The sequence below is a fragment of the Mycobacterium sp. OTB74 genome, from assembly GCF_029892685.1.
Classification (GTDB): domain Bacteria; phylum Actinomycetota; class Actinomycetes; order Mycobacteriales; family Mycobacteriaceae; genus Mycobacterium.
Map to the genome: position 1 here is coordinate 275,065 of NZ_JARXVD010000004.1, position 22,339 is coordinate 297,403.

The window sequence follows — 22,339 nt, forward strand, 5'->3', positions numbered from 1 at the left end:
ACGCGTCAGGCCAATTCGATCAGATCGCGGTAGGTGTCGGACCAGAAGTCCTCGGTGGCATCCGGCAGCAGCAGCACTCGCTGCGGGTTGAGCGCCTCGGCCGCACCCGGATCGTGGGTCACCAGGACCACCGCGCCGGCGTAGCTGCGCAACGCATCGAGCACCTGCTCACGCGATGCCGGATCGAGGTTGTTGGTCGGCTCGTCGAGCAGCAGCACATTGGCCGTCGAGGCGACCAGGCCGGCCAGCGCCAACCGGGTCTTCTCACCGCCGGACAGGGTGCCGGCCGGCTGATCCAACTGCGGGCCGGTAAACATGAAGGCGCCCAACAACCCTCGAAGGTCCTGCTCACCGGTGTCCGGTGCGGCATAACGGATGTTCTCCCACACCGTGGCCTGATCATCGAGCGTGTCATGCTCCTGCGCAAAGTAGCCGATCTTGAGTCCGTGGCCGGGTTCCAGGCCGCCGGCGTCGGGGGTCTCGACTCCGGCGATCAGCCGGAGCAGCGTGGTCTTGCCCGCACCGTTCAAGCCCAGCACCACAACTCGCGAACCCCGGTCGATGGCAAGGTCCACACCGGTGAAAACTTCAAGGGAGCCATAAGTTTTGGTCAGCCCCTTGACCACCAGCGGAGTCTTGCCGCAGGGCGCAGGCGTCGGAAACTTGATCCGGGCCACTTTGTCGGCGACCCGTTCGGCATCGAGCTCGGCGATCATCCGCTCGGCGCGACGCAGCATATTCTGGGCCGCAACGGCTTTGGTGGCCTTGGCACCCATCTTGGCGGCCTGCGCCCGGAGCGCACCGGCCTTCTTCTCGGCGTTGAGGCGTTCGCGGCGACGGCGCTGTTCGTCGGTCGCGCGGGCGTCCAGGTACTTCTTCCAGCCCATGTTGTAGACGTCGGCCTCGCCGCGGACCGCATCGAGGAACCAGACCCGGTTTACCACGTCGGCCAGCAGATCCACGTCGTGACTGATGACCACCAGTCCGCCGGTGTGGTTTTGCAGGAAGGTGCGCAACCAGCCGATGGAGTCGGCATCGAGGTGGTTGGTGGGCTCGTCCAGCAACAGGGTGGTGTTGGCGCCCGACCCCTCGCTGGCGGCGAACAGGATGCGGGCCAACTCGATCCGGCGCCGCTGCCCGCCGGACAGGGTGCGCAGCGGCTGGGTCAGAACTCGCTCGGGCAAGCCCAGGCTGGCGCAAATCCGGCCGGCGTCACTCTCGGCGGCATACCCACCCAGGGCCGAAAATCGTTCCTCCAGTTGGCCGTATCTGCGGACCGCCTTGTCCCGGGCCGCGTCATCGGCGACCTCTGCCATGAGTACCTGCTGCTTCTCCAGATCAGCCAGCAGGGTGTCCAGCCCCCGAGCCGACAGCACCCGGTCGCGGGCCAGTACATCCAGGTCACCTTCTTTGGGATCCTGTGGCAGATAACCGATTTCGCCGATCCTGTCGACCGACCCGGCGTACGGTTGACCCTCGCCGGCCAGGATGCGCAACGTGGTGGTCTTGCCGGCACCGTTACGACCCACCAGACCGATCCGGTCACCGGGTTGGATTCGCAGGGCCGGACCCTCGAAGGCGAGCAGCGTGCGCGCTCCGGCGCGGACCTCCAGGTCCGTTGCGGTGATCACGCGGCTGCCTCCTTGGTCGCCTTAGCTGGGTAATTGGGTGGTTGTCGTATTCGGTTTTCGTCGGTGAAGACTACTTCTCGTCAGAGAAGACGGGCGACCGCTTTTCCGCGCGCGCAGCAACCGCCTCTTCAAAATTGGCGGTGAGCAGACGAATGTACAGCTGGCCCAGGCCTTCGGCCTGCATGTGGCTTTCCAGGCTACCTGCGTCCAGTCCACTCCATAGCGTCCGCTTGGTCAATTCGATGCCCGGGCGGGAGAACGACCCGATGCGCTCCGCCATGTCGTAACAAGTCTCCAGCAACTGGTCGTCCGGCACGGTCCGGGACACCAGCCCGATGCGCTCAGCCTCTGCGGAGTCGATATCCCGTCCGGTGAGCATGGCCTCGAAGGCGCGAGACGTGCCGATCGCCCGGGGCAGCAGGTAGGACAGGCCCAGCTCGCTGGCGGTCAAGCCGTTGTTGATACCGGCGGCGCGGAAGTAGGCGCCGTCCGCGGCGACCCGGATGTCGCAGGCCAGCGCGAGGCACAGGCCGCCGCCGATAGCTGCGCCGTTGACCGCGGCAATGACCGGTTGGTGCAGCTTGCGCAGCGCCAAAATGACGTCGTCGAGCACCTCCATGGAACGCAGCGCAAAGGTCGGCCGGGTCAGGCCCTGCACGTGCGGGACCGAACCGGCCGACTTGTGATCGGCACCCGAAGAAAAGCCGCGCCCAGCGCCGGTGAGGACCACCGCGCGCACGTCGTTCTCATGGGTGATCTCGTCGAGCGCCTTCTTCAACGGGACCATGACGTCGAACGCCATCGAGTTCATGCGCTCCGGGCGGTTCAACGTGACCAACGCCACGCCAGGCCGGGGACGATCGACGAGTACTAGTGGGGTCTGTTCGCTCACGCACTGCACGCTAGCGGGTGCGGGTTGCCCCGCCCGCTGCCATGCCGACCAGGTCAGACTTCGGTGGCCCCGGCCTGCTCTGCGGCTGCAGCCGCCAACGCGGCTTCCACGTCAAGGTCCTTGAGCTGTTTGATCACTTCGTCGAGCTGGTTGGCGGCCAGCATCCCGGAGTGCCGGAACACCAATTCCTTGTTCTTGAACGCCATCAGCGTCGGAATGGCTTGGATTTGGGCGGCTGCGGCCAGGCCCTGCTCGGCTTCGGTGTCCACCTTGGCGTGTACGACGTCAGGGTGCTTCTCGGACGACGCGGCGAACGTCGGGGCGAAAGCCCGGCACGGTCCGCACCACGAAGCCCAGAAATCCACCAGCACGATCTCGTTGTCAGTGATGATGCCGTCGAACTCGGCGGCGGTAATGTCCTTTGTGCTCACGCTTCTCCCAACGTAGCTGTGTACCAGCTTGTTCCCAGCATGTGGTCAGTGCAACCGCGACAGCGCGCTGGCCGCGTCGTAACCATTGAACTCGTCCAGGGCACCAACGCGCAGCCGGTTCACCCAACCCGGATCAGCCAGGAGCGCCCGGCCCACAGCAATCATGTCAAACTCGCCGGCCTCGAACTGCTCCACCAATTGGTCCACCGGACCCGGCTCGATAACCTGCCCGGGCGTTTCGGACCGGAAGGCGGTCTGCAGCCCGACAGAGCCGACCGAGATCACCATCGCGCCGGTGACCTTCTTGGTCCAGCCGGCCAGCGAGAGGGTCGGGTCAGCGTCGGCGAAACCGGGCAGGTAGTGCCGCCGGGTCGACGGGTGCAGGACATCGACACCGGCGTCGACCAGCGGAGCCAGCAGTTCCTGTAGTTCGACCGGATCCTCGGCGATGGACGCCGAGTAGTCCGAACCCTTCCACTGTGAGAAGCGGTAGATGATCGGGAAGTCCGGCCCGACCGCCGCCCGCACCGCCGCGACCACCTCCGCCGGGAACCGGGACCGATTCGCCAACCCGTACTCATCGGTGCGCAAATTGGTTCTGGCCCAAAAGAATTGATCGAGCAGGTAGCCGTGGGCACCGTGGATTTCGACGGCGTCGAAACCGACGGCCTTGGCGTTGTGGGCGGCTTCGGCGTACAACTCGGCGACTGCGGGCAGCTCATCGGCGGACAATGCCCGCCCGGTGACCACCCCGGCACCGTTGACACCTGACGGACTGACCTGTGCGATGCCGTCATCACCGCCCTCGCGTTCAGCGCCCTGATGCCACAACTGGGCCGCGATGACCGACCCGTGCCGGTGCACCGCGGAGACCACGCGCCGCCAGCCGTCGAGAGCTTCGGCGCCGACCAACGTCGGAATCTCCACCGGCCATCCCGCGGCCGGGTCGCCCAGTCGGATGCCCTCGGTGATGATCAGGCCTACACCCCCGGCAGCGCGGCGCGCGTAGTAATCCGCCACCTCGGTACCAGGAACGCCACCCGGCGAAGCTCTGCGGGTCATGGGCGCCATGGCGAACCGATTGGGCACGGTCATGCTCTTCACGGTCAGTGGCGCGAACAATGCGGTGGCGTCGACAGTCATGTGCCTATGCAACACGACCCCGCCATGACGAATTCCGGCACACCGACCATATCGCGTGTTTCCAGCGCCGCGTCTGGCGCTGAGCGCTAAGCCTGCAGACTCGAACGCTTTCGTGACGGGTTATCTCCGGTAGGGATCACCGGTTCGCCGACCAGCCGCTTGAGCTGATCACGGTCACCCACGCCCAATTTGCCGAAAATCCGGTACAGGTGGCCGTCGACGGTACGCACGGACAGCCCGAGGCAGTCAGCCACTTCACGATTGGTCAGTCCGGCAGCCACCAGTCCGGCAATCTCGCGTTCGCGATCGGTGATCGGCAATGGTTGCGACACGCCTCGGGTCGCCGGTGTGGACGAACCGCATTGCCGGGCAAGCGATTGCGCGCGCGCCACAGATTCCAGCTCACTGGTCCGGGCGCCGGCCCGAGCATGCGCTCCGGCGGCATGGGCATAGGCATCGGCGGCCAGTGCCGTAGCACCAAGTCGTTCGAACTGCATGCCGGCGTCGTCCAAGAGGTCGCCGTTGGCCCGATACAGACCCAACCCGTGCACCCGCACCGCTGCAACCAACGGGCCGTCCAGCGTCGATGACAGCTGATCCAACCGGGACGCCGCCGAGCGTTCGCCGAATCTGAGCGCGGCGTGCAGTGCCACCAACTCGACAGCGGACGCACCCGCGCTTCGAGCCATCCATGCCGCGCGTCGAGCGTGGTCCCGGGCCGCAGTCGTCTGGTCCGAAGCGGCCTGCACCCAAGCTCGCGCCAATTCCAGCTCGGGTCCGAACACCGCCACTTGGGGACCGTCCGCCGCTTCAGCGCGGGCCAATGCCTCCGCGGCCATCCCGGACTCACCACGAGCCCCCGCGGCCTGCGCCAACCAGGACGCCACCAGCATCACCCAGCCCGCAGGCAGCGCACCGGACATAGTCCACAGCGACTTGGTGAAGGCTTCGCATGCCGCCGGCAACTTCCCGTGCGCCATCAGAACCCGCCCCTCCAGCGCGCTCACAATCGCGTCGGCCTCGGGGACACCGAATGCCCGGGCCGCATAACGCCGGCATACCTGCTCGGCACCCGCGAGGTCGCCGGCACCGAGCTGGCCAAGCACTTCGGCAAGCCCCAGCGCGTATCGCTGTGGCCCAGATTCGCATGACTCAGCGGCGCGAAGCCCCTGCTCTGCGATAGCGGCCACCTCAGCGAAACGACCCGAGAACGCCAAGGCACACGCGGTGGCCATCGCCGCCCAGACCGTGGCCAGCGGCGACAATTCGCCGGCCAGCACCGACCGCCCGTCCCGAAGCGCGGTACTGACATCGGCTTCGAAGAACGCGATTGCCACCTCGGTCGCCATGAGATCGCCCTGCAGCGACTCGGGAATTACCGGCCGCAGCGCCGCCAGTGTCGCGCGGGCATCGTCGCGCCGACCGCAGCCGAAGAACAGATTGGCCGCACGCAGGCATCCCCAACGCACCCTGGCCATGTCATCGACGCCACGCGGCTCATGCGTGGCAAGAATCCGGTCGGCCTCCTCGCCACGGCCCTGCCAGCTGACCGAGTCGGCGAGCGCAAGCGCCGCCCTCAATCCCCCGCCCCGCCCCAGGGCGAAACGCGCAAGCTGTTCTCCCAGTACGAGATTGGCTGTGGTGATCGCACTCTCAGCCGCACCGATGACCGCGTCGATGTCGGGTACCACGTCACTGCGCATCATGAACTGCGCGAGCTGAATACCGGTGAAGGCGTCGACGTGGCGGTGCCCTGCATCACCGTGCGCGTCCAGATAGTCGGACAGATGCCGGGCCAGTCTGGCATTGAGCTGCCGAGTATGGACAGCCCCGCAGCGCTGCCGGATCACCTCGCCGATCAACGGATGCCCCGGTCGGACCGAAGTGTGCTCGCCATCGTCGACCACCTGGATGAAACCGCGCCGCTCAGTGCGCTCGATTGCCGCCGAATCACATACCTCGAACAGCACGTTCCAGTCCAAAACCTCGGCTGTGGAAACAATCTCGATAACGTCACGTTCGTCTGATTCGAGTGACGCCAGCCGCATGCCGATCAAATCCACCAGTTCGGTGGCGATTCTCAGCCGCCCATTGAGCCGCCAACAGCCGTCGCGTTCGACCAGCACGCCGTCTGCCAATGCCGCGTTAAGCAAACCCCGAAGGAACAGCGGGTTACCGGTGGCCATCCGAAACAGACGGTCGACCAACTCGCCGTCGACAGCACCGCCCAACACCGCCCCGGCCAACTCAGCCACCTGCGACCGAGCAAACGGCTGCACGTCCAACCGCAGCAGCATGTGCTCTTTCCACAGTGCGGTGATCGAATCGGCCATCCGCTCACCGGACCGAATGGTGACGATCAGCCGGGACACCCCGCCCTCTGCCAATTGCTGTACCAACAGCGCCGACAGTGGATCCAGGAGGTGTGCGTCATCGATTACGACGACCGTTGACTCGTCAGCAGACAGTTCACGGTAGGCGGCGGCGAGCATCACCGCAGGTTCGTGCGTCCCAACCGACACGACCCTCTGGAAAGCCCCGAGTGGGACCAGCCGCCCTGTCTCAGTGCCGAGGACGAAACGGGTGGCATGCCCCTCGACTCTGAGCGACTCCGCAATGGCACGAGCCAACGCTGTTTTGCCGACTCCCGACTCGCCGCATAGCACCAAGCCCCGCAGACCCGAATCCGGTCGCAATGCAGATAGTCCAGCGTCCAGTTCACCGCCGCGTCCAACGAACGGCCACACCGACACCGGCGACTCCTTGCCACTGTCCCCCAGCAAACTGACTATGCAGCGTGGCTGATCTTACCCTGACGTCAGCGAACTCGGGCAGCGGTTTTCGGGAGCGCAGAAACTACGGCTGACCGGCGACACCCAGGCCCTCCCACCTACCGGCCGGTTGTGGCACGGAGCGAAAACCCGTGCCACAACCGGCCATAGCAGCGCAGGTGACTCAGGCTGACGACGGCAGCTCGCGCGGCCGGCCGGCTTCGAAGCGCCAGATCGCATGGTGCAGGGCACCGGCATTCCAGCCGGCGGATTCGGCCAACGCGGACAGCAATTCGGCAGCGCGGGCACTGTCGTCACCGACTTCGCGGGCGACATACGCCGCAACGGTCCGGTCAACCGCGACGTCCGGCCGTTGCGCGAGCATCACCAGGTAGTTCCAGGTGAACCCCGACTTCTGGCCAGGCACTGCGCACCATGCTGCCCTGGCTTGCCGGCAGAGGTCTTTGTCGTCTGCCGCGGCGCGCAGATCCTCGGTCGTCCGGATGCCCAGATCCACCAGACCGCGCGCGGTCTCGGTGAGCGCCTCCGACCGCAGAGGTGCGTTCTTCGCGGTCGATGTGGGCCGGCGGTTACCGATATCTGCCGCCCACCGCTGCGGCCCGCCAAGCTGCTCGACCGTCGTCAACAGCTGCGGCGCACCATCCGCATCGGCGTCCCCACCTTGCCCGGCCCGGAATGCGCGGTAGCGCTGCACCACTTTCTCGACGGTCAGATACCGCGCACCAGTGACGTAGATGGCCTCGATGATGCACAGCGCCAGCGAGTTTGGATACCCGACGAGGGCGGGCCAGCCCGCCGGATCGCCGAGGTCACGTTCGCACGCAGCTCGCAGTCGTTCGATATCGAGGTTCATTGTGGTGCCTTTCTGTCGCATCGGACCTGGTTTGGTCCTGTTGCGCCGAAGCTAACGAGGGCAACCGACAAATCTGTGGGCTGAATCGGGAGTTATCCACAGGTTCCGCCACCGAAGGCCGGCTGGCACTTCGCGGTGAACAGCATCAGCCACAAGGGCCATGATCTGGATGCGAATCCCGTCGCGGCACTGACGTTCTACTGGCCGTAGCTGGTGCGGCAGGTCCGAGTGGTCGGCCCGGTCGTCAGCGACGGCGCAGCAGCCAGCGCCGCCGACTTCCAGGCGCGACCGTTGGAGTCTCGCGCAATGGCGCTGACTCTGCGGCAGAGCCAGCCTCTACTCACCTATCCGAACTCGGCACCGAGATCGACAAGGCCCGCGCAAGCTGGAAGACGACCCGGCGCTCGTCTCCGACGAATGGGTGCCGTATGCGGTACAACCCATCGACGTCGAATTCTGGCAAGGCGCCCGGGATCGCCGGCACCGGCGCCCGCGGTATCAGCGCGTCGATGACGGGTGAGAAGTCAGCAGACTGTGGCCCTAGCGGGGCCTAGACGGTGAAGCCCAAGGCTCGCAACTGCTCGCGGCCGTCGTCCGTGATCTTGTCCGGGCCCCACGGCGGGTTCCACACCCAGTTCAGCTTGAGGTCGCTGACCAGGCCTGCGCCGACCAACGCGGTCCGCGACTGGTCCTCGATGACGTCGGTCAGGGGGCATGCGGCCGACGTCAGAGTCATATCCAGCTTGGCGACGGTGCCCTGCTCGCCCTCTTCGAGACTCATGCCATAGACCAGACCCAAGTCGACGACGTTGATACCCAGCTCGGGGTCGACGACGTCGCGCATGGCCTCCTCGACGGCGTCGAGCAGTTCGGGGTCGTCGACCACGTTCGTCGTGGTGGTCGCCTCCGGAGTGGCTTCGGTCATCGTTTGTCCTCCACATCGTGGCCCGCCTCGGCGAGCCCCTCGTCCATTGGCCTGGCCTCAGCCAGAGCAGCCTTGAAAGCCATCCAGCCGAGCAACGCGCATTTCACCCGCGCCGGATACTTCGCGACACCGGCGAACGCGATGCCGTCACCCAAGACATCCTCGTCCCCTTCGATGTTCCCGCGCGAGGAAATCATTTCGGTGAATGCCGCGACCGTCTTGAGCGCATCGCCGACGCTCAGGCCGATCACCTGATCGGTCAGCACCGAGGTTGACGCCTGGCTGATGGAGCAGCCTTGGCCGTCGTAGGAGATGTCTCTGACCGTCTCGCCGTCATCGGACAGTTCGACGCGCAATGTCACCTCGTCACCGCAGGTCGGGTTGACATGGTGCACCTCGGCGCCGAATGGCTCGCGCAGCCCACGATGATGCGGGTGCTTGTAATGGTCCAGGATCACTTCCTGGTACATCTGCTCGAGCCTCATCCATTGCCCCTGGTCGCTGCGCTCCTGCCCACCGTCATGCAAAGAACTCCACAGCTCGCTTGACCCCGGCGATCAGCCGGTTCACTTCATCGAGGGTGTTGTACACCGCAAACGAAGCCCGCGCGGTCGCGGCGATGCCGAACCGGCGGTGCAGCGGCGCAGCGCAATGGTGGCCGACCCGCACCGCGATGCCCTCGTCGTCGAGCACCTGACCGACGTCGTGCGCGTGGACTCCGTCTAGCACGAAACTCACTGGCGAGCCGCGATGCTCCGTGGTGGTCGGCCCGATAATCCGAACCTGTGGGATCTGCGCGAGACCCTCAAGTGTCGCGGCCACCAACTCGGCCTCATGCGCCTCCACGGCGGTCATACCGATATCGCTCAAATACCGCGCGGCGGCGGCCAATCCGACCACCTGCGAGGTCATCGGGGTTCCGGCCTCAAACCGCTGCGGCGCCGGGGCGTAGGTGGCTGCCTCCATGGTGACGGTCTCGATCATGGAACCGCCGGTGAGGAACGGTGGCAGCGCATTCAGCAGTGCCCGGCGCCCGTACAACGCGCCGATTCCCGTGGGCCCCAACATCTTGTGCCCGGAGAACGCCGCGAAGTCGACGTCGAGAGCATGGAAATCCACCGGCTGGTGCGGCACCGACTGGCAGGCGTCGAGCACGGTCAATGCTCCGACCGCTTTCGCCCGCGACACCAGTTCAGCAACCGGGGCGACGGCACCAGTGACATTCGAATGATGCGTGAAAGCAACCACTTCCACCCGGTCATCGAGCTGCAACGAATCGAGGTCGATGCGGCCGTCGTCGGTCACCCCATACCAGCGCAGCTCCGCGCCGGTGCGGCGAGCCAGCTCCTGCCAGGGGATCAGGTTGGCGTGGTGCTCCAGTTCAGTGGTGACAATGACGTCACCGGGCCCGACGGTACGTTCAAAACGGCTGTCGCCCAACGCATACGAGAAAAGGTTCAGCGCCTCGGTGGCGTTCTTGGTGAACACCAGTTCGTCGTCGTCGGCACCGACGAACGCCGCGATGTCGGCGCGGCCCTGCTCATAGGCATCGGTCGACTCTTCCATCAGCTGGTGCGCACCACGGTGCACCGCGCCGTTGGAAGTGGTCAGAAACTGCCGCTCGGCATCGAGCACCTGCAGCGGCTTCTGCGACGTGGCGCCGGAATCCAGGTACGCCAACTGATTCCCGCCGCGCATCACGCGGCTGAGAATCGGGAAGTCGGCCCTGATCCTGGTGAGATCTCGATCAACCGACACAGTCACCGTTTTGCTCCTCGCGTCCGCGCTATCTCACGCCTCTGCAGCGGCAGTCGTATAGCGCTCGTAGCCGTTCTCTTCGAGCTCGTCGGCCAGCTCCGGTCCACCGGAGGTGATGATCCGGCCGTCGAAGAACACGTGCACGAACTGTGGGCGGATGTAGCGCAGGATGCGGGTGTAGTGGGTGATCAGCAGGACGCCGCCGTGCTCGGCCTCGGCGTACCGGTTGACGCCCTCGGAGACGACGCGCAGGGCGTCGACGTCCAGGCCGGAGTCGGTCTCGTCGAGGATCGCGATCTTCGGCTTGAGCAGGCCCAGCTGCAGGATCTCGTGGCGCTTCTTTTCACCACCGGAGAAGCCTTCGTTGACGCTGCGCTCGCCGAACGCGGGGTCGATGTCCAGCTCGGACATGGCGGTCTTGACCTCTTTGACCCAGTGCCGCAGCTTGGGGGCCTCGCCACGGACCGCGGTCGCGGCGGTGCGCAGGAAGTTCGACATCGAGACGCCGGGCACCTCGACCGGGTACTGCATGGCCAGGAACAGGCCGGCACGGGCACGTTCGTCCACGCTCATGGCCAGCACGTCCTCGCCGTCCAGGGTGATGGACCCGGAGGTGACGGTGTACTTGGGGTGGCCGGCGATGGCGTACGACAGCGTCGACTTGCCGGATCCGTTGGGGCCCATGACCGCGTGGGTCTCGCCCGACTTCACGGTCAGGTTGACGCCCTTGAGGATCGGGATGTCGCCGCCGTCCGGTGCGGTGACCGAGACGTGCAGGTCCTTGATTTCCAGTGTGGTCATGAGTTGTTGCGTCCTTCAGTCAGTTCAAGTTCGTGTTCGATGGCAGCGGTCAGGCGGTCGCGGACTTCCGGCACAGCGATCTTCTGAATGATCTCGCCGAAGAAGCCGCGCACCACCAGGCGACGGGCCTGGTCCTCGGGGATGCCGCGGGCCTGCAGATAGAACAGCTGCTCGTCGTCGAAACGCCCGGTGGCACTGGCGTGTCCGGCACCGACGATCTCGCCGGTCTCGATCTCCAGGTTGGGTACCGAGTCGGCGCGGGCGCCGTCCGTGAGCACCAGGTTGCGGTTCACCTCGAAGGTGTCGGTGCCGAGGGCCTCCGCGCGGATCAGCACGTCGCCGATCCACACGGTGTGCGCATCGGGCTTGCGCGATTCCGGATCCCCTTGCAGCGCACCCTTGTACAGCACGTTGGAGCGACAGTTCGGTTGCGCGTGGTCGACCAGCAGTCGCGATTCGAAGTGCTGGCCGTCGTCGGCGAAGTACAGGCCCAGCATCTCGGCGTCGCCGCCGGCAGCCAGGTATCGGGTCCGCGAGGTCAGCCGCACGACGTCGCCGCCCAGGGTGACCGCGACGTGACGCAACACCGCGTCCTTGCCCAGCGTCGCGTGGTGGGTGCTGACGTTGACGGCGTCATCGGCCCAGTCCGCGATGGACACCACGGTCAGCCGTGCCGCGTCACCGACGACGAATTCGATGTTGTCGGCGTAGGTTCCGCTGCCGCTCTGGTCGATGACGACGACGGCCTCGGCGAGCTCGCCGACCCGGACCTGCAGGTGGCCGTAGGCGACGTTGCCTTCGCCGGGGCCGGCGAAGGCGATCTCGATCGGCTCGGCGACCTGAACGTCACGGCCAACTGATACCACGGTCGCCTCGGTGAACGACGAATACGCCTGTGCGGCAACCCGGTCCGCGGGCACGCCGCCCTGGCCCAGCCGTTCGTCGTCGCGGCCGACCGTCTCGACGGTGACACCGTCTCGGGCCGAAACCTCAACGCGCGCACTGCCGGTAGCAGCCGCGGAGCCGTCGTGCAGCCCATGCAGACGCTTCAGCGGGGTGAACCGCCAGATTTCGTCGCGGCCGCCAGGCACCTCGAACGCGTTGACGTCGAACGAGGTGAACAGCTCACCCTTATTGGCGACGATTCCTTCCGCCACCTCGGTCAAGTTGGTCACTAGATGTTTCCCGTCGCTTCGCTCGCCCAGGTCATCCGACTGCACCTTCCATCTGCAGCTCGATCAGCCGGTTCAGCTCGAGCGCGTATTCCATTGGCAGTTCTTTGGCGATGGGCTCGACGAAGCCGCGCACCACCATCGCCATGGCCTCGTCCTCGGTGAGGCCGCGGCTCATCAGGTAGAACATCTGGTCCTCGCTGACCTTCGACACCGTGGCCTCGTGGCCCATGGTGACGTCGTCTTCGCGAATGTCGACGTAGGGGTAGGTGTCGCTGCGGCTGATGTTGTCGACAAGCAGCGCATCGCATTTCACGCTCGAGCGCGAGCCGTGCGAGCCCTTGTTCACCTGGATCAGGCCACGGTACGACGCGCGTCCGCCGCCGCGGGCCACCGACTTGGACACGATGTTGCTCGACGTGTTGGGCGCCAGGTGCACCATCTTGGCGCCGGTGTCCTGGTGCTGGCCTTCACCGGCGAACGCCACCGACAGCACCTCGCCCTTGGCGTGCTCGCCGGTCATCCAGACCGCCGGGTACTTCATGGTGACCTTTGAGCCGATGTTGCCGTCGATCCACTCCATGGTGGCGCCCGCCTCGGCACGGGCTCGCTTGGTGACCAGGTTGTAGACGTTGTTCGACCAGTTCTGGATGGTCGTGTAACGAACGCGCGCACCGGGTTTCACCACGATCTCGACGACGGCCGAGTGCAGCGAGTCCGACTTGTAGATCGGCGCAGTACAACCCTCGACGTAGTGCACGTAGGAGCCCTCGTCGGCGATGATCAGCGTCCGCTCGAACTGGCCCATGTTCTCGGTATTGATCCGGAAGTAGGCCTGCAGCGGGATGTCGACGTGCACGCCCGGCGGCACGTAGATGAACGAACCGCCCGACCACACGGCGGAGTTCAGCGCAGAGAACTTGTTGTCACCGGCCGGGATCACGGTACCGAAGTACTGCTTGAACAGCTCCGGGTGCTCGCGCAGGCCCGAGTCGGTGTCCAGGAAGATGACGCCCAGCGCCTCGAGGTCTTCGCGAATCTGGTGGTACACCACCTCGGACTCGTACTGCGCGGCGACGCCGGCGACCAGGCGCTGCTTCTCGGCCTCCGGAATGCCCAGGCGGTCGTAGGTGTTCTTGATGTCCTCGGGCAGTTCCTCCCAGGACGCGGCCTGCTTCTCGGTGGACCGCACGAAGTACTTGATGTTGTCGAAGTCAATGCCTTCGAGGTCGCTGCCCCACCGCGGCATGGGCTTCTTGTCGAAGATGTGCAGCGCCTTGAGCCGGAAGTCGAGCATCCACTCCGGCTCATTCTTCTTGCCCGAGATGTCCCGTACGACGGCCTCGTTCAGCCCGCGCTGAGCCGCGGCACCGGCGACATCGGAGTCCGACCAGCCGTAGTCGTAATTGCCCAGGGAGGCAATGGTCTCCTCCTGGGTCAACTGTTCCGGGGTAGTCGTCATCGCGACGCTCCTTGCTTCTCGGTTACTTCATGGGACTGTTCAGGACTGGTCGGGCCCTGCGTCGGAACGTGGGTGGTGCAGGCGCAGTCGCCGTTGACGATGGTGGCCAGCCGCTGCACATGGGTGCCTAGGACCTCGGCGAACGCTTCGCGCTCGGCATCGCAGAGTTCCGGGAACTCTTCGGCGACGTGGGATACCGGGCAGTGGTGCTGACAGATCTGCACCCCGTGGATCGGTCCGGCGACCGGATTGGTCGTAGTGGCGTAACCGGCGGCGGTGAGCGCAGCGGCCACCTGGTCAGCGGTATCGGCTATGTCGTCGGTGGCGGTGACACCGGACAGGATCGAGTCGATGCGGCGCCGGGCAAAAGTCCGGACGGCGTCGTCTCCGCCGATCTCGCGGAGTTGCCGCATAGCCGCCGCGGCCAGGTCGTCGTAAGTGTGGCCGAGCTTGGCCCGGCCCGCCGCAGTCAACCGGTAGCGCTTGGCCGGCCGCCCCCTACCGTTGTGCTGCCAGGCTGCAGCGGCACTGGATTCGGCGTCGCCGGCCTCGATCAAGGCATCGAGGTGGCGCCGAACGCCAGCGGCGGAGATACCCAACCGCTCGCCGATCTGGCCGGCGGTGACCGCACCTTCCAGCAGCAACTGCACGATGGCCGAACGGGTGTGACCGTCCGAGACAGACGCCGCCGACGCGACCACAGTCGCGGTGTCGGTGGCTCCGAGTGCCCCGGATTCGAATTTCACAACACCATTGTGACGGAATTCGAAAATCGAATCTAGGAAGGTCACCCTTAGCTGAGCTGAGAGGTTCAGCACAGTGCCAGTCGGCGGAAGCCCGGCCGTTAGTCTGCTGTGATGGCCGACCGCCTTCAGTACCTCAGCACGGCCGTTTCCCGATGGCACGCCGACGAGCTCGCTGTCGGTTCGCCGCTGAACTCCACCGAAGTCGTATTGCTGCGGCGTACGCGCGTTTTCGGTGCAACCGGCACGGTGCTGATGGCCATCGGCGCATTGGGTGCCGGCGCTCGGCCAGTGGTGCAGGACCCGACCTTCGGCGTCCGCCTGCTCAATCTGCCGTCCCGCATCCAGACCGTGTCACTGACCATGACCACCACCGGCGCGGTCATGATGGCGCTGGCCTGGCTGATGTTGGGACGGTTCGCGCTCGGGGACCGCCGCATGTCCCGCAGTCAGCTCGATCAGACCCTGCTGCTGTGGGCGTTGCCGCTGCTGGTCGCGCCGCCCATGTACAGCAAGGACGTCTACTCCTACCTGGCACAGAGTGCGATCGCGCGAATCGGCCTGGACCCATACCGCGTCGGGCCGGCACCGGGCCTGGGGCTCGACCACGTCCTCACCCTCTCGGTGCCCAGCCTGTGGCGCGAGACCCCCGCTCCTTACGGCCCGTTGTTCCTCTGGATCGGCCGCGGCATATCCGAGCTGACCGGCGACAACATCGTCGCAGGCGTCCTGGCGCATCGGCTGCTGGTCCTGCTCGGCGTGGCCCTGACCGTATGGGCCACCCCGAGATTGGCCCACCGGTGCGGCGTCGCCGAGGTCAGCGCGCTGTGGCTGGGCCCATGCAACCCGCTGCTGTTCATGCACCTGATCGCCGGTATCCACAACGAGGCCCCGATGCTCGGCCTGATGCTCGCCGGAACCGAGTTCGCCCTGCGCGGCGTCGATTCCAGTTGGCCACTCATCCCTCGACCGGCGCACTGGCCGCGGCACCGAGACGACTGGGCGCGCTGGTATCCGATGGCCATGCTGTTCACCGGCACCGTGCTGATCGCGATGTCCTCCCAGATCAAGCTGCCGTCATTGCTCGCCCTCGGGTTCGTCGCCATGGCGCTGGCGCGCCGCCTCGGCGGCACGGTCAAGGCCTTCTTCCGGGCCAGCGTGCCGCTGGGGGTGGTCGCGCTTGCCGTGATGGCGATCATCGGCTGGGCCAGCGGCCTGGGCTTCGGCTGGTTGTTCACTCTGGGTACCGCCAACGTGGTGCGGTCGTGGATGTCACCGCCGACGCTCATCGCGCTGGGCACCGGGCAGGTCGGCATCCTGCTGGGACTCGGCGATCACACCACCGCAGTGCTGGGCCTGACCCGTGGGATCGGCGTGCTGATCATCGCGGTGCTGGTCACCTGGTTGCTGCTGTCGGTGCTGCGCGGACGCCTGCATCCGGTCGGCGGACTCGGGGTTGCGATGGGCGCAACTGTGCTGCTGTTCCCGGTGGTGCAGCCCTGGTACCTGCTGTGGGCCATCATTCCGCTGGCCTGCTGGGCCACCCGACCCAGCTTCCGCGGCACCACCATCGTGGTTACCTTCATTGTCGGCGTGTTCGGCCCCACCGCCAACGGGGATAGATTCGCGCTGTTCCAGATCGTCGACGCCACCCTGGCCAGCACCGTCATCGTGCTTGTGCTGATCGCGCTGACCCGCAACCACTTGCCGTGGCGAGCGCTCCCCGATTCCGAGGGCAGCGCTCCCCCGGGTGCCTCTACTGCCAGGTCCGACGCTTACGCTGAGTCCCCGTGAGTTCACGTCCTGATTCTGCCGACGGCTCCTCGCGCGAGCGCTCGTCGGCAGTGCCCGTGTTGCTGCGCGGCGTCAGCAAGCGCTACGGCGACACGCAGGCCGTCAACAATCTGGATCTCGAAGTACAGCGCGCCGAGGTGCTGGCCCTGCTCGGGCCCAACGGCGCCGGCAAGACCACCACCGTCGAGATGTGCGAAGGCTTCATCAAGCCCGACCACGGCACCATCTCGGTCCTCGGCCTGGACCCGACCGCCGACAACGCCAAGCTCCGGCCGCGTATCGGCGTCATGCTGCAGGGCGGCGGCGGATATCCGGCAGCCAAGGCCGGCGAGATGCTGGACCTGGTGGCCGCCTACTCGGCCAATCCGTTGGACCCGAAGTGGCTGATGGACACCCTGGGCCTGACCGAGGCGGCCCGCACCACCTACCGGCGGTTGTCCGGCGGTCAGCAGCAGCGCCTGGCGCTGGCCTGCGCCATCGTCGGCAGGCCCGAGCTGGTGTTTCTCGACGAGCCCACCGCAGGCATGGACGCACACGCCCGGATCGTCGTGTGGGAGCTCATCGACGCGCTGCGCCGCGACGGCGTGACCGTGGTGCTGACCACCCACCAACTGACCGAGGCCGAAGAACTGGCCGACCGGATCGTCATCATCGACCACGGTTCAGCGGTCGCCGCAGGCACCCCGGCCGACCTGATGCACAGCGGCGCCGAGAACCAACTGCGCTTCACCGCACCGCCGAAACTTGAGCTCTCGCTGCTGAAATCGGCGTTGCCCGAGGACTACCGAGTAACCGAGGCAGCCGCCGGCGAGTACCTGGTCGAGGGCCATATCGATCCGCAGGTGTTGGCCACGGTCACCGCCTGGTGTGCGCGGGTCGGGGTATTGGCCACTGATATGCGCGTCGAGCAGCGCAGCCTCGAGGACGTGTTCCTGGAACTGACCGGACGGGAGCTGCGATCGTGACCATCCAGCGAGTAGCGCAGGCGGATCGTGCATGAGTACTGAGACCAACCGGTTCGCCACCGGCACTTTTTCACCCGATCCACGGCCGGCCGCGGTACCCAAGATGCTGGCCGCGCAATACGGCCTTGAACTGAAGTTGCTGCTGCGCAACGGCGAGCAGTTGCTGCTGACCATGTTCATCCCGATCACGCTGTTGGTCGGCATGACGTTGTTGCCGCTGGGCACTTTCGGCGACAACCACGCCACGACGCGGGCGGCCACCTTCACCCCGCCGATCATGGCGCTGGCGGTGATCTCCACCGCGTTCACCGGGCAGGCCATCGCAGTGGCCTTCGATCGGCGCTACGGCGCGCTCAAACGGCTCGGCGCCACCGCACTGCCGGTGTGGGGCATCATCGCCGGCAAGGCACTCGCCGTGGTCACCACGGTCTTCCTGCAGTCAATCCTGTTGGGCGGCATCGGTTTTGCTCTCGGTTGGCGGCCGGAGATCGGCGGACTGGCGCTCGGCGCCGTGGTCATCGCGCTGGGCACCGCCGCGTTCGCCGCGCTGGGTCTGTTGCTGGGCGGCACCTTGAAGGCCGAGATCGTGCTGGCGCTGGCCAACCTGCTTTGGTTCGTGTTCGCCGCTCTTGGCGCATTGACCATCGAGCATCACCTAGTGCCGTCGGCGCTGCGCTGGGTGGCGCGGTTGACACCGTCGGGTGCGCTGACGGAGGCACTGACCCAGGCGATGACGATGTCGTTGGACTGGTTCGGCGTGGCCGTATTGGCCGCCTGGGGCGTGCTCACTGCGCTCGGTGCGATGCGCTGGTTCCGGTTCAGCTGACGTCTCGAACCGGCCCTACTACAACGTGTAGTTAGCGCTGTTCTACGATCGGGCGATGGCCGACGGGTTTTTTCAGCGGATCGTCGACACGTTGCCGATGCCGAGCCTGCGGGTCCAACGTCTGATCGCACTTGCCGTCATCCTCACCCAGGGCGGCATCTCCGTAACCGGCGCCATCGTCCGCGTCACGGCGTCCGGACTGGGCTGCCCGACCTGGCCGCAGTGCTTCCCCGGCAGTTTCGTCCCGGTTCCACATGCCGAAGTGCCGGTGGTCCACCAGGCCGTCGAGTTCACCAATCGGATGTTCACGTTCGGGGTGGTGCTGACCGCTGTACTCGCGGTACTGGCCGTCACCCGGGCGCGGCGCCGCCGCGAGGTGCTGGTGTACGCCTGGCTGATGCCTGCCTCGACTGTTGTGCAGGCCGTGATCGGCGGCGTCACCGTGCGCACCGGCCTGCTGTGGTGGACGGTGTCGATCCATCTGCTGGTGTCCATGGCGATGGTCTGGCTGTCAGTGTTGCTGTACGTGAAAATCGGTGAGCCAGACCAGGGTTCGTACCGCCACGTAGCGCCCGCGCCACTGCGCTGGTTCACGGCTCTCACCGCGCTGACGCTGTCCGCGGTACTGATCACCGGCACCCTGGTCACCGGCGCCGGGCCGCACGCGGGCGACAAGAGCGCTGCCGAACCGGTCAAGCGCCTGCAGCTGCAGATCACCGACCTGGTGCATCTGCACTCGTCGCTTGTGGTGGCCTATCTGAGCTTCGTCATCGGGCTGGCTTTTGCGCTGTTCGCGGTGCGGGCACCCGGTGCCGTGCGGCTACGGCTCGGAGTGCTGGCCGCCCTGGTCTGCGCCCAGGGTGCGGTCGGAGCCGTCCAGTTCTACACCGGCGTGCCAGCGGTCCTGGTCGCCATCCACGTCGCCGGAGCCGCCGCCTGTACTGCAGCCACGGCAGCGCTATGGGCTTCGATGCGAGAACGGTCCGAGGCCGAGCCGGTCCAGGGCTGACTGCACGCCGAGCGCGAACTGCCGCTGCGCCACAACACGTTCGGCGTCGCCCAGTTGACGCCAACCCAGCCCCGGCTCAACCAGTTCCAGTTCCAACAGTCGCGGATCGTGACGGTCCCCGATGACGTCCACCCGGGCGTACAGGAACTCCGACTCGTCGATTCCGAGGTGTGCGGCCGCGGCGGCCAGCGCCGCGTATCCGACGTCCCACAATTCGAAATCCGGTTCGGCAGGCTGCAATTGCTCGGCGGCAAAGGTTCCGGACTCGTCCAGCTCGGGTGTTGCGCCGGGCGGCGGCAGCATGGGCTCCTTGGTGAATGCGTGCGACTGTTTGCCGGACAGGAAGACCAACGCTTTCTCCCCCGCCTCGATCCGCGCGTCATACGGCTGAATCAGCGCGGTACGACCGGCCGCTTGCAACGCCGCAGCGTGGGCCCGGGCCGCCTCTGCATGGGTGAATCGTTGGGCGCCAAGCGAACCCGCGCCGACTGCGGGCTTGACCACCACCTCACCGGCCGGCACCACCACCTGAGTCCCCGGAGCGAAGAAACTGCTCGGCACGATCGGCACACCGGCAGCCGCCAGATCGGCCAGATACCGCTTGTCGGAGTTCCACGCGACCACGTTCGGCGCATTCAGCAGGTTCCGCACCTTGGTGGTCCAGGCCAGGAACTCGTCGTGACGCTCGGTGTAGTCCCAGGTGGCCCGCAAAATAACCAGGTCCGCATCCAAGGTCCCCGGGTCGTCCCACGACATCCAGCGGGCGTGCAGACCGCGGTCACGCAATGCGGCGACCAGTCCCGCATCGTCACCGTCGCCGTCGACCAAAGCTCGGCAACCTGCGAAAACGATACGGGGATGGCGGATGTCGGGCCGGGCGAGTTTCACATTGGAATGATAGGCGGCATGTACGCCATCGAAATCGCCGAAACCGGCGGCCCCGAAGTCCTGTCCTTCGTCGACCGACCGCAGCCGACCCCAGGTCCAGGAGAGGTTCTGATCAAGGCAGAGGCGATCGGCGTCAATTTCATCGACACCTACTTTCGTGCCGGGCTGTACCAGCGGCAGGTTCCCTTCATCCCCGGCCAGGAGGTCTGCGGCACCATCACCGCGGTCGGCGACGACGTCGCAGCGCTGGCCGTCGGTGACCGGGTCGTCACTGCCGCAGCCGACGGTGGTTACGCCGAATACTGTGTGGCGCCTGCCGATTTCGTTGCTTACGTGCCCGACGGCGTGGCTGCCGACGTTGCCGCCTCAGCCCTGCTGAAGGGGATGACTGCGCACTATCTGATCAAGTCGGTGTACCCGGTACAGGAAGGCGACACCGTGTTGCTGCACGCCGGCGCCGGCGGCGTCGGGCTGATCCTGACCCAATGGGCCACCAGCATGGCTGTACGGGTCATCACGACCGTCTCCACCGACGGCAAGGCAGAACTGTCCCGGCAGGCCGGCGCGGTCGAGGTTCTGGACTATCCCGACGACCCAGCCGAGTTCGCCGCCAAGGTCCGCGAACTGACCGACGGCAACGGGGTCGCCGCGGTGTACGACGGCGTGGGCGCATCGACTTTCGACGCCAGCCTGGCCAGCCTCGCAGTGCGCGGCACCCTGGCGCTGTTCGGTGCGTCCAGTGGGCCGGTGCCGGCGTTCGACCCGCAGCGGCTCAATGCCGCGGGCTCGGTGTTCCTGACGCGTCCGACGCTGGCGCACTACACCCGCAATGCCGACGAATTCTCGTGGCGAGCAGGCGAACTGCTCGCAGCAATCGCCGACGGCACCATCAGCGTGACGGTGAGCCAGCACTACCCACTGGCTGATGCGGCACGCGCACATACCGACCTCGAGGGCCGGCGGACCATCGGCTCGGTGGTGCTGGTGCCCTGATCGGAGCCCGCCCAGGTTGACGAAATGGTCGTTGCCAGGTGGCTGGCAACGACCATTTTGTTGGCCTGAGAAGGCACTTGAGGAAGGTTCAGTGACCGAGGAGCAACGGCAGGTTCAGCGCCGAGTCGACGGCCAGCGCACAGAAAACCACGGCCAGGTAGTTGTTGGACTGCAGGAACAGACGCAGCGGCTTCACCGGCTCACCGCGTTTCACCCCGGAGTACAACTGGTGCGCCATGACCAGGAACCACACACCCGCCACCAGCGCGACCGCCGCGTACAGCCAGCCGGTGGCCAGCGCCAACGCCAGCGTGGTCAGCACGGTCAGCCAGGTGTAGATCAGAATCTGCCTGGTGACCTCGCGCTCGGTGGCCACCGCGGGCAGCATCGGAACCCCGGCCGCCTGGTAGTCCTCCTTGTAGCGCATGGCCAGGGCCCAGGTGTGCGGTGGCGTCCAGAAGAAAATGACGAGGAACATCACCAGCGCGGGCCACTGGATGGTGCCGGTCACCGCCGACCAACCGATCATCACCGGCATGCAGCCGGCGGCCCCGCCCCACACCACGTTCTGCGACGTGCGGCGCTTGAGCAGCAAGGTGTATACGAACACGTAGAAGGCGATGGTCGCCAGCCCCAGCAACCCTGACAGCAGGTTTGACGTGCGCCACAACCAGAGGAATGAGGCAACCGTCAGCACCAGGCCGAAGATCAGCGCATGTCGGGTTGGCACCGTCGCCCGGGCCAACGGTCGACGGGCGGTACGCTTCATCACCTTGTCGATGTCGGCGTCGGCGACACAGTTCAAGGTGTTGGCGCCGGCAGCCGCCAGCATGCCGCCGACCAGAGTGTTCAGGATCAGGAGCGGGTCGACCGAGCCGCGGTGCGCCAACAACATCGCCGGAATGGCGGTGACCAGCAGCAACTCGATAACCCGCGGCTTGGTCAGCGCAATGTAGGCAAGAACGGTGTCGCGAACGCGGTGCGGTGCCTCGGCACCGGAATCAGCGGGCCCAGAGCCGGCAATCTCGTTGCCGTGCGCCCCGTGGACCGAACGGCGCTCGCGAATGCTCACGCAGATATCTCCTCGGGTGTCGCGGCAGCACAGGGCTTCTACTACAGACGATGGTAGACGGCGTACCTGTGTGCCCGGTACCGCAGGGTCGATTCAGGTGAACGGCAACCCAACACGACCAGCGGTTAGCCGAGCGGCCTGCGTCATCCAAGACCGGCACATTAGGGTAGAGATGCAGCTCGCTTGTTC

The 22,339-nt window shown here is 66.2% G+C and carries 20 protein-coding genes and 1 pseudogene; 6 read left to right on the forward strand and 15 right to left on the reverse strand.

From position 1 onward, the window contains the following. Nucleotides 1-5: 5 nt before the first annotated feature. From M2432_RS08965 to M2432_RS08990, 6 genes are all read right to left on the reverse strand, one after another. The gene (locus tag M2432_RS08965) at nt 6-1,631 is read right to left on the reverse strand and encodes an ABC-F family ATP-binding cassette domain-containing protein (RefSeq protein ID WP_280826438.1); all 1,626 of its coding nucleotides are present in this window, start codon (nt 1,629-1,631) and stop codon (nt 6-8) included. Nucleotides 1,632-1,701: 70 nt separating this feature from the next. After that, nucleotides 1,702-2,532 (reverse strand): enoyl-CoA hydratase, encoded by an 831-nt coding sequence (locus M2432_RS08970; RefSeq protein WP_280826439.1) that lies wholly within the window; start codon nt 2,530-2,532, stop codon nt 1,702-1,704. 44 nt (nt 2,533-2,576) lie between these two features. Beyond that, a complete protein-coding gene (trxA, locus tag M2432_RS08975) occupies nt 2,577-2,954 on the reverse strand; it encodes a thioredoxin (RefSeq protein WP_280826440.1) in 378 nt (125 codons plus the stop codon). A 45-nt stretch (nt 2,955-2,999) separates the two neighbouring features. Continuing rightward, on the reverse strand, nt 3,000-4,097 hold the full coding sequence (locus M2432_RS08980) for an NADH:flavin oxidoreductase (protein WP_280826441.1): 1,098 nt from the start codon (nt 4,095-4,097) through the stop codon (nt 3,000-3,002). 86 nt (nt 4,098-4,183) lie between these two features. Continuing rightward, nucleotides 4,184-6,850: a LuxR family transcriptional regulator gene (locus tag M2432_RS08985; protein ID WP_280826442.1), complete on the reverse strand. Its 2,667-nt coding sequence runs from the start codon at nt 6,848-6,850 to the stop codon at nt 4,184-4,186. A 202-nt stretch (nt 6,851-7,052) separates the two neighbouring features. Then, nucleotides 7,053-7,742 (reverse strand): heme peroxidase, encoded by a 690-nt coding sequence (locus M2432_RS08990; RefSeq protein WP_280826443.1) that lies wholly within the window; start codon nt 7,740-7,742, stop codon nt 7,053-7,055. A 120-nt stretch (nt 7,743-7,862) separates the two neighbouring features. Here M2432_RS08990 and M2432_RS27960 point away from each other — a divergent pair. After that, nucleotides 7,863-8,262 (forward strand): annotated as a pseudogene (locus M2432_RS27960) (pyridoxine 5'-phosphate oxidase C-terminal domain-containing protein); the annotation flags it as partial. A 30-nt stretch (nt 8,263-8,292) separates the two neighbouring features. Here the strand turns inward: M2432_RS27960 and M2432_RS09005 are convergent. From M2432_RS09005 to M2432_RS09035, 7 genes are read right to left on the reverse strand one after another with little or no spacing between them, the layout of a single operon-like run. Further along, nucleotides 8,293-8,667, reverse strand: coding sequence for a metal-sulfur cluster assembly factor (locus M2432_RS09005; protein ID WP_280826445.1), 375 nt, complete (start codon nt 8,665-8,667; stop codon nt 8,293-8,295). Further along, entirely contained in the window at nt 8,664-9,152 is a 489-nt protein-coding gene (sufU, locus tag M2432_RS09010; protein ID WP_280826446.1) for a Fe-S cluster assembly sulfur transfer protein SufU, read from the reverse strand. Before sufU ends, M2432_RS09005 begins: the two co-directional genes overlap by 4 nt. A 34-nt stretch (nt 9,153-9,186) precedes the next feature. Further along, on the reverse strand, nt 9,187-10,431 hold the full coding sequence (locus tag M2432_RS09015; protein ID WP_280826447.1) for a cysteine desulfurase: 1,245 nt from the start codon (nt 10,429-10,431) through the stop codon (nt 9,187-9,189). A 27-nt stretch (nt 10,432-10,458) separates the two neighbouring features. Further along, nucleotides 10,459-11,226, reverse strand: coding sequence for a Fe-S cluster assembly ATPase SufC (gene sufC, locus M2432_RS09020; protein WP_280826448.1), 768 nt, complete (start codon nt 11,224-11,226; stop codon nt 10,459-10,461). Further along, nucleotides 11,223-12,401, reverse strand: coding sequence for a Fe-S cluster assembly protein SufD (gene sufD, locus M2432_RS09025; RefSeq protein WP_280826449.1), 1,179 nt, complete (start codon nt 12,399-12,401; stop codon nt 11,223-11,225). The genes sufC and sufD overlap by 4 nt, the downstream gene beginning before the upstream one ends. A gap of 31 nt (nt 12,402-12,432) precedes the next feature. After that, nucleotides 12,433-13,860: a Fe-S cluster assembly protein SufB gene (gene sufB / locus M2432_RS09030; protein WP_280826450.1), complete on the reverse strand. Its 1,428-nt coding sequence runs from the start codon at nt 13,858-13,860 to the stop codon at nt 12,433-12,435. After that, nucleotides 13,857-14,606: a transcriptional regulator gene (locus tag M2432_RS09035; RefSeq protein WP_280826451.1), complete on the reverse strand. Its 750-nt coding sequence runs from the start codon at nt 14,604-14,606 to the stop codon at nt 13,857-13,859. Before M2432_RS09035 ends, sufB begins: the two co-directional genes overlap by 4 nt. Before the next feature lie 111 nt (nt 14,607-14,717). On the opposite strand from M2432_RS09035, the gene mptB reads away from it, so the two are divergent. The 4 genes from mptB to M2432_RS09055 are packed head-to-tail and all read left to right on the forward strand — an operon-like array spanning nt 14,718 to nt 19,197. Next, nucleotides 14,718-16,397, forward strand: a complete 1,680-nt coding sequence (gene mptB / locus M2432_RS09040; RefSeq protein ID WP_280826452.1) for a polyprenol phosphomannose-dependent alpha 1,6 mannosyltransferase MptB — start codon at nt 14,718-14,720, stop codon at nt 16,395-16,397. 50 nt (nt 16,398-16,447) lie between these two features. After that, on the forward strand, nt 16,448-17,362 hold the full coding sequence (locus M2432_RS09045; protein ID WP_280826517.1) for an ABC transporter ATP-binding protein: 915 nt from the start codon (nt 16,448-16,450) through the stop codon (nt 17,360-17,362). A gap of 31 nt (nt 17,363-17,393) precedes the next feature. Beyond that, nucleotides 17,394-18,188 carry an ABC transporter permease gene (locus M2432_RS09050; protein WP_280826453.1) on the forward strand — a complete coding sequence of 265 codons (795 nt, stop codon included), beginning with the start codon at nt 17,394-17,396 and terminating at the stop codon, nt 18,186-18,188. A gap of 55 nt (nt 18,189-18,243) precedes the next feature. Then, entirely contained in the window at nt 18,244-19,197 is a 954-nt protein-coding gene (locus tag M2432_RS09055) for a heme A synthase (protein WP_280826454.1), read from the forward strand. Here M2432_RS09055 and M2432_RS09060 read toward each other — a convergent pair. Beyond that, nucleotides 19,147-20,085 carry a hypothetical protein gene (locus tag M2432_RS09060; protein ID WP_280826455.1) on the reverse strand — a complete coding sequence of 313 codons (939 nt, stop codon included), beginning with the start codon at nt 20,083-20,085 and terminating at the stop codon, nt 19,147-19,149. The two genes, M2432_RS09055 and M2432_RS09060, sit on opposite strands and share 51 nt — an antisense overlap. A gap of 18 nt (nt 20,086-20,103) precedes the next feature. Here M2432_RS09060 and M2432_RS09065 point away from each other — a divergent pair, with 18 nt between their 5' ends. Then, nucleotides 20,104-21,078, forward strand: coding sequence for a quinone oxidoreductase (locus tag M2432_RS09065; RefSeq protein WP_280826456.1), 975 nt, complete (start codon nt 20,104-20,106; stop codon nt 21,076-21,078). An 88-nt stretch (nt 21,079-21,166) separates the two neighbouring features. Here M2432_RS09065 and M2432_RS09070 read toward each other — a convergent pair whose 3' ends face one another. Beyond that, nucleotides 21,167-22,102 (reverse strand): heme o synthase, encoded by a 936-nt coding sequence (locus M2432_RS09070; RefSeq protein WP_280826518.1) that lies wholly within the window; start codon nt 22,100-22,102, stop codon nt 21,167-21,169. Nucleotides 22,103-22,339: the final 237 nt, after the last annotated feature.